The sequence below is a fragment of the Duganella fentianensis genome (assembly GCF_964031615.1).
Lineage (GTDB): Bacteria > Pseudomonadota > Gammaproteobacteria > Burkholderiales > Burkholderiaceae_D > Rugamonas > Rugamonas fentianensis_A.
Genome location: NZ_CAXIQN010000002.1, coordinates 124,422 through 138,095, shown reverse-complemented (window position 1 = coordinate 138,095; position 13,674 = coordinate 124,422). Strand labels below are relative to the sequence as shown.

Annotated in this window: 16 protein-coding genes; 7 read left to right on the top strand and 9 right to left on the bottom strand. The window is 58.6% G+C overall.

Annotated elements, in window-relative coordinates:
• Nucleotides 1-4: 4 nt before the first annotated feature.
• Nucleotides 5-592 carry an ORF6N domain-containing protein gene (locus ABNT42_RS00630; protein ID WP_348692611.1) on the bottom strand — a complete coding sequence of 196 codons (588 nt, stop codon included), beginning with the start codon at nt 590-592 and terminating at the stop codon, nt 5-7.
• Between the two features lie 466 nt (nt 593-1,058).
• On the opposite strand from ABNT42_RS00630, the gene ABNT42_RS00625 reads away from it, so the two are divergent.
• From ABNT42_RS00625 to arsH, 4 genes are read left to right on the top strand one after another with little or no spacing between them, the layout of a single operon-like run.
• Nucleotides 1,059-1,379: a metalloregulator ArsR/SmtB family transcription factor gene (locus tag ABNT42_RS00625; protein WP_348692609.1), complete on the top strand. Its 321-nt coding sequence runs from the start codon at nt 1,059-1,061 to the stop codon at nt 1,377-1,379.
• Nucleotides 1,376-1,858, top strand: a complete 483-nt coding sequence (locus tag ABNT42_RS00620) for an arsenate reductase ArsC (RefSeq protein WP_348692607.1) — start codon at nt 1,376-1,378, stop codon at nt 1,856-1,858. The genes ABNT42_RS00625 and ABNT42_RS00620 overlap by 4 nt, the downstream gene beginning before the upstream one ends.
• On the top strand, nt 1,858-3,138 hold the full coding sequence (locus ABNT42_RS00615; protein WP_348692604.1) for an arsenic transporter: 1,281 nt from the start codon (nt 1,858-1,860) through the stop codon (nt 3,136-3,138). The genes ABNT42_RS00620 and ABNT42_RS00615 overlap by 1 nt, the downstream gene beginning before the upstream one ends.
• Nucleotides 3,139-3,147: 9 nt before the next feature.
• Nucleotides 3,148-3,852 (top strand): arsenical resistance protein ArsH, encoded by a 705-nt coding sequence (arsH, locus tag ABNT42_RS00610; RefSeq protein WP_348692602.1) that lies wholly within the window; start codon nt 3,148-3,150, stop codon nt 3,850-3,852.
• Nucleotides 3,853-3,862: 10 nt separating this feature from the next.
• Here the strand turns inward: arsH and ABNT42_RS00605 are convergent, their stop codons facing one another.
• The 6 genes from ABNT42_RS00605 to ABNT42_RS00580 form a co-directional block, all read right to left on the bottom strand.
• On the bottom strand, nt 3,863-4,990 hold the full coding sequence (locus ABNT42_RS00605; RefSeq protein WP_161035749.1) for an acyl-CoA dehydrogenase family protein: 1,128 nt from the start codon (nt 4,988-4,990) through the stop codon (nt 3,863-3,865).
• A 47-nt stretch (nt 4,991-5,037) separates the two neighbouring features.
• Nucleotides 5,038-5,706: an SDR family oxidoreductase gene (locus ABNT42_RS00600; protein WP_348692599.1), complete on the bottom strand. Its 669-nt coding sequence runs from the start codon at nt 5,704-5,706 to the stop codon at nt 5,038-5,040.
• Between the two features lie 3 nt (nt 5,707-5,709).
• Entirely contained in the window at nt 5,710-6,909 is a 1,200-nt protein-coding gene (locus ABNT42_RS00595) for an acetyl-CoA C-acyltransferase (protein ID WP_348692596.1), read from the bottom strand.
• Nucleotides 6,902-8,725 (bottom strand): bifunctional isocitrate dehydrogenase kinase/phosphatase, encoded by a 1,824-nt coding sequence (aceK, locus tag ABNT42_RS00590; RefSeq protein WP_348692593.1) that lies wholly within the window; start codon nt 8,723-8,725, stop codon nt 6,902-6,904. Before aceK ends, ABNT42_RS00595 begins: the two co-directional genes overlap by 8 nt.
• A gap of 57 nt (nt 8,726-8,782) precedes the next feature.
• Complete coding sequence (locus ABNT42_RS00585) at nt 8,783-9,967, bottom strand: isovaleryl-CoA dehydrogenase (RefSeq protein WP_348692590.1); 1,185 nt, start codon at nt 9,965-9,967, stop codon at nt 8,783-8,785.
• A 90-nt stretch (nt 9,968-10,057) separates the two neighbouring features.
• Nucleotides 10,058-10,462 carry a MerR family DNA-binding transcriptional regulator gene (locus ABNT42_RS00580; protein ID WP_348692587.1) on the bottom strand — a complete coding sequence of 135 codons (405 nt, stop codon included), beginning with the start codon at nt 10,460-10,462 and terminating at the stop codon, nt 10,058-10,060.
• A 108-nt stretch (nt 10,463-10,570) separates the two neighbouring features.
• On the opposite strand from ABNT42_RS00580, the gene ABNT42_RS00575 reads away from it, so the two are divergent.
• The 3 genes from ABNT42_RS00575 to ABNT42_RS00565 all read left to right on the top strand — a co-directional run bounded on the left by ABNT42_RS00575 (nt 10,571) and on the right by ABNT42_RS00565 (nt 12,719).
• Complete coding sequence (locus ABNT42_RS00575; protein ID WP_348692585.1) at nt 10,571-11,635, top strand: MBL fold metallo-hydrolase; 1,065 nt, start codon at nt 10,571-10,573, stop codon at nt 11,633-11,635.
• A gap of 239 nt (nt 11,636-11,874) precedes the next feature.
• Nucleotides 11,875-12,282, top strand: coding sequence for a hypothetical protein (locus ABNT42_RS00570; RefSeq protein WP_161040793.1), 408 nt, complete (start codon nt 11,875-11,877; stop codon nt 12,280-12,282).
• Nucleotides 12,283-12,548: 266 nt separating this feature from the next.
• A complete protein-coding gene (locus ABNT42_RS00565) occupies nt 12,549-12,719 on the top strand; it encodes a hypothetical protein (RefSeq protein ID WP_196308786.1) in 171 nt (56 codons plus the stop codon).
• 4 nt (nt 12,720-12,723) lie between these two features.
• On the opposite strand, the gene ABNT42_RS00560 is transcribed toward ABNT42_RS00565, so the two are convergent.
• Together ABNT42_RS00560 and grxD are read right to left on the bottom strand one after the other, a co-directional pair.
• Entirely contained in the window at nt 12,724-13,329 is a 606-nt protein-coding gene (locus tag ABNT42_RS00560; RefSeq protein ID WP_348692581.1) for a UbiX family flavin prenyltransferase, read from the bottom strand.
• Entirely contained in the window at nt 13,322-13,636 is a 315-nt protein-coding gene (gene grxD / locus ABNT42_RS00555) for a Grx4 family monothiol glutaredoxin (protein WP_155435723.1), read from the bottom strand. The genes ABNT42_RS00560 and grxD overlap by 8 nt, the downstream gene beginning before the upstream one ends.
• Nucleotides 13,637-13,674 lie beyond the last annotated feature (38 nt).

Sequence of the window (13,674 nt, the reverse complement as noted above, 5' to 3'; positions counted from 1 at the left end):
GCGCTCAGCTTTCGTCGGGTGTGATGAATCCTATCGGGCGCTTCTTGATAGGTTCGGTCGGTTTGATCAGTGCACGCAAGGCATTAAAGATCTGTTTAACTTTTTCGCGGGTCTCAGCTTCGAAATTTTCCTGACTCTGCGAGAGGCGGTCAAACTGGCTTTCCATCAGGTCCATACGCTGCGTCAAGTCTTTGCGCGTACTGTCGGCCAACCTAATCCTGACAAAGGTGCGCATGATCTCGATGTTGACGGAGATGGCCTGAGCGCTACTCAGGATGGACGATAGCATCGCAATACCTTGCTCGGTAAACGCATAGGGTGGATAGCGGCGGCCTCCGTGCTTTTGGTTTGAGGTCACAGTTTGTGACCTCAAAGATTCCCATTCTGCGCTATCGAGTTGAAACATAAAGTCGGCAGGAAAACGCGCGAGATTCCGTTTCACTGCTTGAATGAGTGCTTTGGTTGGCACTCCGTAAAGATCTGCGAGGTCTGCATCAAGCAGTACTTTTTGCTCCCGTATCACCTTGATACGGGACTCTAGCGGTATCGTCGCCGATGAATTTGCCGGAATTCCACTATGCTGCGTCGCCATATTTTTCTCGCATGAAGTACCGTCTATCTTATGCTTGCAGCGCGAATTCCTGACTAAGCAAAGTTTGCAATTGTTGATTTTCCTCTAGTTTGAAAAATAATTTGTGCGCCGCACAAATATTGTGGTATAGTTTGTCTGTGGTTGAGGTTTGCAGTGCAAACAGTCCCACGCCCGAGGCTAGCGCCGCGGTCCGATTGGTGTAAGAACGGATTGCAGTTGACGCGAAGTAAGGGCTTGTAATTCCGGATACGTTGGTCGATTTACACGTTGGAGGCACCTGGCAGATAGCCCGGGCGTCCAAGAAACCGGTTCACTTTGCAGATAGCACTGGACCCGGCCCGATTAAAGCATTGGTAATACATTGGAACGAGCCCGCAGCGATGCGGGCTTTTTTTATTCCGGAACGGTTTTTATCCTCATTTCGATAATATTTGAAATATCGAAATGTAAACGCTATCATGGCATCATGGATACCAAACAAGCATTGTCGGCGCTCGCTTCGCTGGCGCAGGAACACCGGCTGGCCGTGTTCCGTCTGCTGGTGCAGACGGGGCCGGACGGGCTGGCGGCCAGCAAAATCGGCGAACAGCTGGCGCTGGCGCCCTCGTCGCTCTCGTTCCACCTGAAAGAACTCAGCCATGCTGGCCTGATTAGCGCCCGCCAGCAGGGGCGCTTTCTGATTTACAGCGCCGACATCAGCGCCATGAATGGCCTGATCGGCTTCCTCACTGAAAACTGTTGCGGCGGTCAGCCGTGCAGCCCTACTTCCACCAAGTGCCAACCATGAACGTACTGTTTCTCTGCACGGGTAACTCGTGCCGCTCGCTGATCAGCGAAGCCACTTTTAACCATCTGGCACCGGCCGGCTGGCACGCGATCAGCGCGGGCAGCCAGCCCACCGGCGTGCTCAATGCGCAGGCACTGGCGCTGCTGGCCAGTAAAGGCATTGCGACCGATGGCTATTACAGCAAATCGTGGAACGACCTGCCGCTCACGCCCGATATCGTGATTACCGTGTGTGGTAGTGCTGCTGGCGAAACCTGCCCGGCCTATCTGGGCTCGGTGCTGCGCGCCCACTGGGGCGTGGATGACCCTAGCCATGTGGTGGGCACGCAGGCCGAAATTGATGCCGCGTTCGAGCGCGCCTACAAACTGCTGCGCGGCCGTATCGAAGCGTTTCTGGCGCTGCCGCTGGATCAGTTAGCGACTGACCGCGCCGCCTTTAAGCAGGCGCTGGACCGTATCGGCCAGCTGGAGGCGCAATAATGCTGGCAGCAAGTCTGATTTTTCTGGTCACGATCACGCTGGTGATCTGGCAGCCGCGCGGGCTGAATATCGGCTGGAGCGCCGTTGCTGGGGCCATCGCGGCACTGCTGGCAGGCGTGATACAGGTCAGCGATATTCCCGTGGTGTGGCACATCATCTGGAACGCCACGGCAACCTTTGTCGCCATCATTATCAGCAGCCTGCTGATGGATAAAGCCGGCTTCTTCGAGTGGTCGGCATTGCATGTGGCTCGCTGGGGCGGTGGTAGCGTCAAGCGCCTGTTTGTCTTGTTTGTGCTGCTCGGCGCGGCCGTGTCGGCGCTGTTTGCCAATGACGGCGCGGCGCTGATCCTCACGCCTATCGTGATTGCCATGCTGCGCGAGCTGAAATTTTCCGGCAAGGCCACGCTGGCTTTCGTGATGGCGGCCGGCTTCATTGCCGATACGGCCAGTTTGCCGCTGGTGGTATCGAATCTGGTGAATATCGTTTCGGCCGACTATTTCAACGTCAGCTTTGCACGCTATGCCGCCGTGATGGTGCCGGTGAACTTTGTCGCCATCGCCGCCACGCTGGCTGTGCTGCTGTGGTACTTCGGGCGTGATCTGCCCAGCACCTACGATGTGCAGCAGATTAAAGATCCCGCTACTGCCATCCATGACCGCGCCACGTTCGTCACCGGCTGGTGGGTGTCGGTGCTGCTGCTGGTCGGCTTCTTCTGGCTGGAAGACCTGGGTGTGCCGATCAGCCTGACGTCATCTGTAGGTGCGCTGCTGTTGCTGGTGGTGGCCGGACGCGGACACCGCATTTCTACGCGCGAAGTGCTGCGCCATGCGCCATGGCATATCGTGATCTTCTCGCTGGGTATGTACATGGTGGTGTACGGCCTGCGCAATGCCGGTCTGACGGCCTATCTGACGCAGGCGCTGAATGCCTGTGCCGCGTATGGTGTCTGGGGTGCCGCCATGGGCACGGGCGTGCTGACGGCGCTGCTGTCTTCGGTGATGAATAATCTGCCGACGGTGCTGATCGGCGCACTGTCGATTGACGCCACCACGGCGCAAGGCGCAGTGCGCGAAGCGATGGTGTATGCGAATGTGATCGGCAGCGATCAGGGGCCGAAGATTACGCCGATAGGCAGTCTGGCTACCTTGCTGTGGCTGCACGTGCTGGCGAATAAGGGTGTGCAGATTTCGTGGGGCTATTACTTCCGCGTGGGGATCTGTCTGACCGTGCCCGTGCTGCTGGTGACGCTAGCGGCGCTGGCGCTACGCCTATCTTGAGAGGACGCTATGGAACTACCGAACATCAATCACGATCTGCTGCAGACACCGACGCTGGCGCAACTGGAACCGGTGGGGAATTATGACCATCCTCCCCGTTTTCTGCTGCTGTATGGTTCGCTGCGCGAGCGCTCGTTCAGCCGCTTTCTGACGGAAGAAGCGGCGCGCATCCTGCAGCATTTTGGCGGCGAAGTAAAAATCTTCGATCCGACCGAGCTGCCGATGGTGGGCAGCGTCGACGAAAGCCATCCCAAGGTGCAGGAGCTGCGTGCGCTGTCGCAGTGGTCGGAAGGTCAGGTGTGGTGCAGCCCCGAGCGGCATGGCGCGATTACGGCCGTGATGAAGAACCAGATCGACTGGATTCCGCTGGAACAGGGCGCGCTGCGTCCCACGCAAGGACGCACGCTGGCCGTGATGCAGGTATGCGGTGGTTCGCAGTCGTTCAATGTGGTCAACACCATGCGCCTGCTGGGACGCTGGATGCGCATGTTCACCATCCCTAACCAGTCTTCGGTGCCGATGGCCTACAAGGAGTTCGACGATGCAGGCCGTATGCGCCGTTCAGCCTACTACGAGCGCGTGGTCGACGTGATGGAAGAACTGTTCAAGATGACGTTGCTGATGCGCGGTCGCGCCGATTATCTGACCGACCGCTACAGCGAGCGCAACGAGCGGGCGGTCAAGGCCATCAACCGCCAGATCGCCCAGCTCTAGAACGGCGCGCTTACAGGGCGCGCGCGATCAGCAGCTTCTGGATGTCGCTGGTGCCTTCGTAGATCTGGCACACGCGCACATCACGGTAGATGCGCTCGACGGGGAAGTCTGACACATAGCCATAGCCGCCATGGATCTGGATCGCATCCGAGCAGACCTTCTCTGCCATTTCGGAAGCGAACAGCTTGGCCATGGCCGCTTCTTTCAGGCACGGCAGACCTGCATCCTTCATCGAGGCGGCATGCTGGATCAGCTGGCGTGCTGCTTCGATCTGGGTGGCCATATCGGACAGGCGGAACTGCACGGCCTGATGTTCGAAGATAGGCTTGCCGAAGCTTTCGCGCTCGCGCGCATAGCTGAGCGCTGCTTCATACGCCGCGCGTGCCATACCCACGGCCTGTGAAGCGATGCCGATGCGGCCACCTTCCAGACCGGACAGGGCGATCTTGTAGCCCTGACCTTCTTCACCGATCAGATTCTCGGCCGGAATGCGGCAGTTCTCGAACAGAATCTGCGCCGTATCGGACGAGTGCTGGCCCATTTTCTGTTCCAGTCCTGCGACGATGTAGCCGGGCGTATTGGTCGGCACCCAGAACGCGCTGATGCCCTTCTTGCCGGCCGCTTTATCCGTGACGGCCATGACGATGGCTACGTCGGCATATTTGCCGCTGGTGATGAACTGCTTGGTGCCGTTCAAAACGTAGTCATTGCCATCGCGCGTAGCGGTGGTGCGCAGCGCGGCAGCATCGCTACCCGTATGCGGTTCGGTCAGACAGAAAGCGCCCAGCATGTCGCCTTGCGCCAGGGGCCGCAGCCACTGCTGCTTCTGCTGCTCGTTGGCGTACATCATGGCGATGCTGCACACAGGGCAGTTATTGACGGAGATAATGGTCGAGGTGCCGCCGTCACCGGCAGCAATCTCTTCCAGCACCAGAGCCAGCGATACATAATCCATGCCCGCCCCGCCCAGTGCTTCCGGCACGGCCACACCGAAGGCGCCCAGTGCTGCCAGCTCCTTCAGTTCTTCCTTGGGGAAGTGGTGTTCCTTGTCCCAGCGTGCGGCGTTGGGGGCCAGACGTTCCTGCGCAAAGCTGCGCAGGGCGTCACGGATCATTTGATGTTCTTCGCTCAGTATCATGGTGTCTCGTCGTTATTGTATAAATGATTTCAGACTGCTCGGTGTCCTTACCAGCCTATGGTTTTGCCATCGTAGTTAAGGTAGAGCGCACTGGTGGTCGCGGGTAGCGCCGCCAGCGTTGCGCGCATGCCTGCCGCGCTCTGTTGCACCGACAGGTCGGCTTCGGCGCCGCCCATGTCCGTGCGGACCCAGCCCGGATGGAAGGCCACGCAAGTGGCGCCCTGCGGGCCGAAAGTGTGCGCCGTGTCGATCAGCACGGAGTTCAGTGCTGCCTTGCTGGCGCGGTATAGCGAACCGCTAGGGTTGTTACGCTCGCTGAGGGAACCCATGCGCGAGGACAGCACGGCCAGCTTGCCTTTCACCGCGCAGACTAACGGCGCGAGGATGGGCAGCAGCCGCATGGCGGCCAGCACATTGGTGTGCATCACAGCGTCGAAGTCCGTCTGCATGGGGAAGCCGTCGTGGCGCGGGCCGTACACGCCCGCGTTGAGGAAGGCGACGTCGAGTTCCTCCCCATCGAGCTTCCAGCCCAGCCCTGCTACCGCTTCCACGTTGTTGACGTCCAGCGTGTGTACCTCGGCCCCCATGGCGTGCAGGGCGTTGGTATCTTCCGGCTTGCGCGCCGTGGCGATCACGCGCCAGCCATCGGCCAGATACTGGCGTACCAGTTCGTGGCCGATGCCGCGCGAGGCACCGATGATGAGTGCAGTCGCCATGCCTTACGCCAGTTCGATGGCGATGGCCGTGGCTTCGCCGCCGCCGATGCACAGTGCTGCCACGCCCTTCTTGCCGCCGGTGCGTTTCAGTGCGCCGATCAGGGTGACGATGATACGGGCACCGGAAGCGCCGATAGGGTGACCCAGAGCGCAGGCGCCGCCGTGAATGTTGACTTTCTCGTGCGGGATGTCGAGGTCGCGCATAGCGGCCATAGGCACGGCAGCAAACGCTTCGTTAATCTCGAACAGGTCCACATCTTTGCTGGTCCAGCCGACTTTTTTGTACAGTTTTTCCATCGCGCCGATCGGTGCGGTGGTGAACCAGTTCGGTTCCTGCGCAAAGGTAGCGTGGCCGTGGATGGTGGCCAGCACGGTGGCGCCCAGCTGTTTGGCGGTCGACGCGCGCATCAGCACCAGTGCGGCAGCGCCGTCGTTGATGGACGAGGACGAAGCAGCGGTGATGGTGCCGTCTTTTTTGAAGGCGGCGCGCAGGGTAGGAATCTTGTCGATTTTGGCTTTGAGCGGGCCTTCATCCTTGTCGATCACCACATCGCCAGCGCGGCTGCTGACGGTCACTGGTGCGATCTCCCAGTTGAAATAGCCTTCCTTGGTGGCGACCTGTGCGCGCTTGACGGATTCGATGGCGAAGTTGTCCTGCGCTTCGCGGGTAAATTCGTACTTGGCCGAGCACTCTTCGGCGAACGTGCCCATCGAACGGCCTTCGCCGGTTTTTTCATTGCGCGAGTAGGCGTCTTCCAGACCGTCGTACATCATGTGATCGAACAGCATACCGTGGCCGATGCGGTAGCCGCCGCGTGCCTTAGGCACCAGATACGGTGCATTGGTCATGGATTCCATGCCGCCGGCGATCACCACGTCGGCGCTGCCAGCGACCAGCTGGTCGTGCGCGAAGATGGTGGCCTGCATGGCCGAGCCGCACATTTTCGACAGGGTGACGGCGCCGGTGGACATCGGCAGACCTGCTTTGAGCAGGGCCTGACGGGCCGGTGCCTGACCCTGACCGGCCATCAGGCAGTTACCGAAATACACGTGCTCGACCAGTTTGCCGTCGATGCCGGAACGTTCTACTGCCGCTTGAATCGCAACGGCGCCCAGATCGTGTGCGCTCTTGCTGCTGAAATCGCCCTGGAAGGCGCCCATAGGGGTACGGGCGGCGCCGACGATAACGATAGGATCATTCATTTTCTAGTGTCTCCATAAATGGCGGTGGTGTCACCGCCGGGGCTGAGGTGTGCTGATTGCAAAAACGGATGTGCTGCGGATACGGGAACACGTCTTCGACGATGCCCTGCTGTATGCGCTGCTTGCGGGCCTGCCACCATTCGGGCGTGAGCAGGTCGGCATGGTGTTTCATGAAGTAGTGGCGGATGCGCGGATTACCGAGCAGGAAAGCGCCAAACTGTTCGGGGAACACGTCGGACTTGCCGATCGGGTACCACGGCTCGGAAGCCATTTCTTCTTCTTCCGTGCGGGCTTGCGGAATCGCGCGGAACTGGCAGTCGGTGATGTACTCGATTTCATCGTAATCGTAGAACACCACGCGCTGGTGACGGGTGACGCCGAAGTTCTTGTACAGCATATCGCCGGGGAAGATGTTGGCGGCCACCAGTTCCTTGATGGCGTTGCCGTATTCGACGATGCCATGTTCGAGCTGGACTTCGTCGTGTTCCTTTTCCGCGTTGCTGAGCCAGATATTCAGCGGCACCATGCGGCGTTCGATGTACAGGTGCTTGATGATCAGCTGCTCGCCATCTTCTTCGACCAGCGAAGGGGCGAAATGTTTGAGCTCGTCCACCAGATCGTCCGTGAAGCGGTGACGGGGGAAGGCCACGTTGGAGTATTCCAGCGTGTCGGCCATGCGGCCCACACGGTCGTGGTGTTTCACCAGCAGGTATTTTTCCTTGATCAGCGCGCGCGAAGTTTCCTTAGGCGGCGGGAAGAAATCCTTGATCACCTTGAACACATACGGGAACGAAGGCAGCGCAAATACCAGCATCACCAGACCGCGAATACCGGGCGCAATTTCGAACTGGTCGGACGAATGCTTGAGGTGCTGAAGGTAGTCGCGGTAGAACAGCGTCTTGCCCTGCTTCTGCAGACCGAGAATGGTGTAGATCTCGCTGCGCGGTTTGCGTGGCAGCAGCGAGCGCAGGAACTGCACATAGGCCGACGGCACTTCCATATCGACGAGGAAGTAGGCGCGCGTGAACGAGAACAGGATGGTGATCTGTTCGTGATCGAACAGCACCGTATCGAGTACCAGCTGGCCCTGACGGTTGTGCAGGATGGGCACCACGAACGGGAATTCGCGGTTGCCGTTAATGCCCTTGCCGACGATGTAGGCGCCCTTGTTACGGAAGAACAGGCTCGATAGCACCTGTATCTGGTGATTCGGTTCCAGCTTGGCGTTGCCGAAGATGGACTTCAGGCGTGCTTCCACCAGATCGACATCGCGATTCAGATCGGCGAATTCGGCATTGAGCTGGAAGTTGGTGACGATGCGCTTGAGCGTGTAGTGCAGCCCGTCCGTGGCGGGATAGTACACACGGTAGGTCGGTGCGATTTCTTCCGTCTCGATGTATTCGGTCGAAACCACGGGACGCACGAATATGAATTCGTTGTGGAAGTAGCTGCGGTGCAGGATGTTGCAGCAGACCGAGTTGAAGAAACTCTCGGCCAGTTCCGGCTGCTTGTGGTCGGACAGCATACCGATGAAGTGCAGCTTGAGTTCGCGCCACACTTCATCCGTCAGTTCCGACTGCTCGTACTCGTCTTCCAGCATCTGCACGCATTCCTGCACGCGTTTGTCATAGAAGCCGATACGCTCGCGCGCGGCTTTCTGCGCCTCGCCCCATGCGCCCTGCTCGAAATGCAGCTTGGCCTGCTGGCTGGTGGCGCGGAACAGGCGGTAGTGCTTGTCGAAACCGTCGCGGATAGTGCGGGCAATATCGAAAGCGATCTGCGAGCGCAGCAGCTTGGGAAATGCAGCCTGGGTCATATTCAACCTTTATGTGCGTGTTCTAGTGTGCCGTCCCAGCTCACGCACATAGTCTGCTTACTTGGTTTCTGCGAACAGTTCGCGACCAATCAGCATGCGGCGGATTTCGCTGGTGCCGGCGCCGATTTCATACAATTTGGCGTCGCGCCACAGGCGGCCGACCGGATACTCGTTGATGTAGCCGTTGCCGCCCAGCGTCTGGATTGCCTCGCCGGCCATCCAGGTTGCTTTCTCTGCGCTATACAAAATGGCTCCCGCTGCATCTTTACGCAGTTGGCGGACTGCTTCCGGAGTTTTGGCCCGGTCGCAAGCCTGACCGACAGCGTACACATAAGCTTTGCACGCCATCATGGTCGAGTACATATCTGCAATCTTACCCTGCATCAGCTGGAATTCGCCGATAGGCTGACCAAATTGCTGACGATCGTGGATGTATGGCACCACACTATCCATGCAGGCCTGCATGATACCGAGCGGGCCGCCGGACAGCACAGTGCGCTCGAAGTCGAGGCCGGACATCAGCACATTGACACCCTTGCCCACTTCGCCCAACACGTTTTCGAGTGGTACTTCGCAATCTTCGAACACCAGTTCGCCCGTGTGCGAACCGCGCATGCCCAGCTTGTCCAGTTTCTGGGCAATCGAGAAGCCTTTATAGCCCTTTTCGATCAGGAAAGCCGTCATGCCGCGCGGGCCGGCTGCCAGATCGGTCTTGGCGTAGACCACCAGCACATCGGCGTCGGGGCCGTTGGTGATCCACATTTTCGAGCCGTTCAGTACATAGCGGTCGCCCTTCAGGTCGGCACGCAGTTTCATCGACACGACGTCGGAGCCGGCATTCGGTTCGGACATGGCCAGCGCGCCGATGTATTCGCCGGAAATCAGTTTCGGCAGGTATTTCTGTTTCTGCGCTTCGTTACCGTTGCGCTTGATCTGGTTCACACACAGATTCGAGTGGGCGCCATACGACAGACCCACCGAGGCGGAAGCGCGCGAGATTTCTTCCATGGCGATGATGTGGGCCAGATAGCCCATGTTGGCGCCACCGTATTCTTCGCCGACGGTAATGCCGAGCACGCCCAGATCGCCCATCTTGCGCCACAGGTCCATAGGGAACTGGTCGCTGCGGTCGATTTCGGCAGCACGGGGCGCGATTTCGGCGGCAGCAAACTGTTGCACTGCTTCGCGCAGGGCGGCGATATCTTCGCCGTGGTCAAAGGTCAGGCCGGGCAGATGGAGCATGTCATCCTCATTCTTATAGTGGTTAGTAACGGCACATGATACGCTGATGTGACGTTTACGTAAACGTAACTTGCCTGTTTTCTGTGCAGGTCACTCGGCTTGGGCGGCCGGTGCGCCGATCGCAGCCAGCAGACGTTGGCATTCGTCTTCGTGAGCGGTGATTTCGGCCAGCGACATTTCGATGTCTTCGCGCTGCTGTTCCAGCGTTTCGCGGTGCTGGGCCAGCACGCCGAGGAAGCGATGCATCTGGGCGGCCGTATCTTTCGGCGTCTCATACATGTCCACCAGACTCTTGATTTCCGAGAGCGACAGGCCGAGGCGTTTGCCGCGCAGCGTCAGTTTCAGGCGGGTGCGGTCGCGTGGCGTATAGACGCGGTTGCGCCCGCCAGCGCCTTCGCGCGAAGGGCTCAGCAAGCCCTGATCTTCGTAGAAGCGGATGGCGCGCGCGGTAATATCGAATTCGCGGGCCAGTTCGGTAATGGTGTAGGTAGGCATTGGTCCTGTGCGCTAGAGTCTGAACTATCCGTCGAGGTCTTGACGGTTGTTTCCGTTTACGTCAACGTCAATCCCATTGTAGCCTGAACTGCGAGTCTAGGAGAAAAATTGAGCACTACTGCCGAACGCGATGCCCTTGCCGCTGCACTCACCTATCCGCTGGGCGATACGTTGCCGGCCACGGGCAGCGTGCACTGGCTGGCGCCGGACGTGGGCTGGCTGCGCATGCCGCTGCCGTTCGCGCTCGATCACATCAATCTGTGGCTGCTGCGCGATGGCGCCGGCTGGGCCATCGTCGATAGCGGTGTGGCTACAGCCGCCACGCGCGAGGCATGGGAGCAGATTTTTGCCCATGAACTGCAAGGCTTGCCCGTGCGGCGCGTGCTGGCCACCCATTGCCACCCCGACCATATCGGACTGGCCGACTGGCTATGCCAGCGCTGGCAGGTGGCGCTATGGACCAGTGCCGGCGAATATGCGTTTGCCCGCATGATGTCGGCCGCACTGCCCGGTGTGGATAATGCCGCCGCGGTGGCGCATTTCCAGCGCCATGGTCTGCGCGATCCCGTGCTGCTGGAGCAGATGAGTGCGCGCAAAAACTACTATCCCTCGCTGGTGCCGGCCGTGCCCGTCAGCTACACCCGTCTGCAGGATGGCCAGTTACTGACTATCGGCACGCGGGTGTGGCAGGTGGTGTGCGGCTACGGCCATTCGCCCGAACATGTGGCGTTGTATTGTGAGAAAGATAAGTTGCTGATCGCAGGAGACATGGTGCTGCCGCGAATTTCTACCAATGTCTCCGTGTTTGCCATCGAACCGGAAGCCAATCCGCTCACGCGCTATCTTGAATCTTTGGATAAATTTGCCAAATGGCCAAATGATGTATTGGTCTTACCCTCCCATGGGAAACCATTCCAAGGGTTGCATCAGCGCATTATTCAGCTGCGCGAGCATCATCGTGACAGGCTGGCCGAGGTGCTGCAGGCCTGTCATACGGGACAGTCGGCGGCCAGCATCGTGCCGCTGATGTTCCGCCGTCCGCTGGATGCCCACCAGCTCAGCTTCGCGCTAGGGGAAGCCTTAGCCCATCTACATGCCTTGTGGTATGACGGCGTGCTGCAGCGCTCCGTAGAAGCGGACGGCAGCGTGCTATTCCGCCGTGCGGCAGACTAGTGTTGCGCAGTCACTAGCACATGAAAATTCTTCGCGAATAATTTCTGGTTTTAAACTAAAATAAACCAAGAGCCGATGTTTCTTTAGGAAAACATAAACCGAATTTTCTTCAGTTGAGTAATTTGGTGTTGAAGTGGTATTAGATCGGCTAAGTGTGTCGCTCAAGTTCGCAAGATGTCACAAATTGGTCGGTATTGCCATAGACTGACTTTCATGTCGCAACGTGAAATAGTGCCAATATGAATTCCTCAAATGAACGCGAAAGCTTTAGCCAGCGCCTCCAGCAGGCGCTGAAGAATGCCCACTACTCCCCCGACAGCCCGACCCGGCTTGCTCGGGAATTCAATATCCGCTTTGATGGCCGCCCCATCACGGTACACGCTGCCCGTAAATGGCTGGTCGGTGAAGCGATTCCTACGCAGGAAAAGTTGCGCATGATCGCCCAGTGGCTGGGCGTGCCGGCCGACTGGCTGCGCTTCGGCGGCGCCGAAAGCGATGCTCCGCAAGGAGATAGCGCTACCGGCCTGTCCCGTTTTGAGTCGGCGGACGTCAAATTAATCGCAGATTTACAACGTTTGGACGAACATCATCGCCAGATTGCACGTGAATTTATCCGCATGCTGGTACGGGTCAACTACCAGAAGTAACAAAACTCCGTAGTAGTACGGAGATAAGTTGACCGTTTGTGACTATCGGATGGCTTGTTCTCTGGTGAAACTAGTTTCACTGGCTGGCCAGTTTTTCTTCGGCATAGGCGCCCATCCGGGCGCCTTTTTTATTTTGTGAACTTCTGCACAATGTCATGGTTTCGACATCGTTTTGAGGTACAGTGAGGTGTGCAGGCAGTTGATTGAATCGCACGCAACAACTTCGCATCCACCTTATTCCGGGAGTCAAGGTTTTGAGCCATCCGATGAATAGCAATTATAGCAATGTTGCGCAGTTGAAGGATCTGATGACCGCACCGCCCATGACGGCGGCCCAGCATGCGGAAGTGATGCGCAAGCGCATCGCTCATCGCCGCATGGTGGAAGAGGCACGCGAGCTGAAACGGCTCAGCGGCCAGTCATACGACCAGCGCTAACCGCCTAGCTGGCGTCAGTGCCGGTGCTGCCGGCCTGCATGCCTTGCCAGCGCGGTGCGAGGCCGTGTTCGATCTGGAACAGGTCGAGCACGCGGGCCACTGTGTGGTCCACCATTTCAGCGATGGTCTTGGGCTGGTGATAGAAACTCGGCAGCGGCGGGAAGATAATCCCGCCCATTTCCGTTACGGCTGTCATATTGCGCAGGTGCGCCAGATTGAACGGTGTTTCGCGCACCATCAGCACGAGACGGCGGCGTTCCTTGAGCACCACATCGGCCGCACGGGCAATCAGGTTATCGGACAGGCCATGGGCCACGGAGGCCAGGGTTTTCATCGAGCAGGGGGCGATGATCATGCCATCGGACTGGAACGAGCCGCTGGCTACGCTGGCGCCCACGTCGCGCACCTTGTGCACTACATGGGCCAGCGCTTCCACCTCGCGCTTTTGCAAGCCGGTTTCCTGATGCAAAGTCAGGATGGCTGCGTCGGACAATATCAGGTGGCTTTCGATGCCGGGGGCATCGCGTAAAAACTGCAGCAGACGCACGCCATACACGGCGCCCGTGGCACCGGTAATGGCGACGACGATCCGCCGCGGACGATCAGGCATTCAGCAGGGCTTTCAGTTCGCCCGATTCGAACATTTCATTCATGATGTCCGAGCCACCGATGAATTCGCCGTTGATGTACAGCTGAGGAATGGTCGGCCAGTTCGAATAGTCCTTGATGCCCTGACGCACTTCCGGATCGTCCAGCACGTTGACGGTGGCAATGTTTTCAATGCCGCAAGCTTTCAGGATCTGGATGGCACGGCCGGAAAAGCCGCATTGCGGGAACTGGGCAGTGCCCTTCATGAACAGCACCACTTTGGTGTTGGTCACAGTGTCTTTGATCCAGGTTTGTACGTCGTCGCTCATGGCTACCTCAGTGTAAAGATGTATTGAATCTCGATATT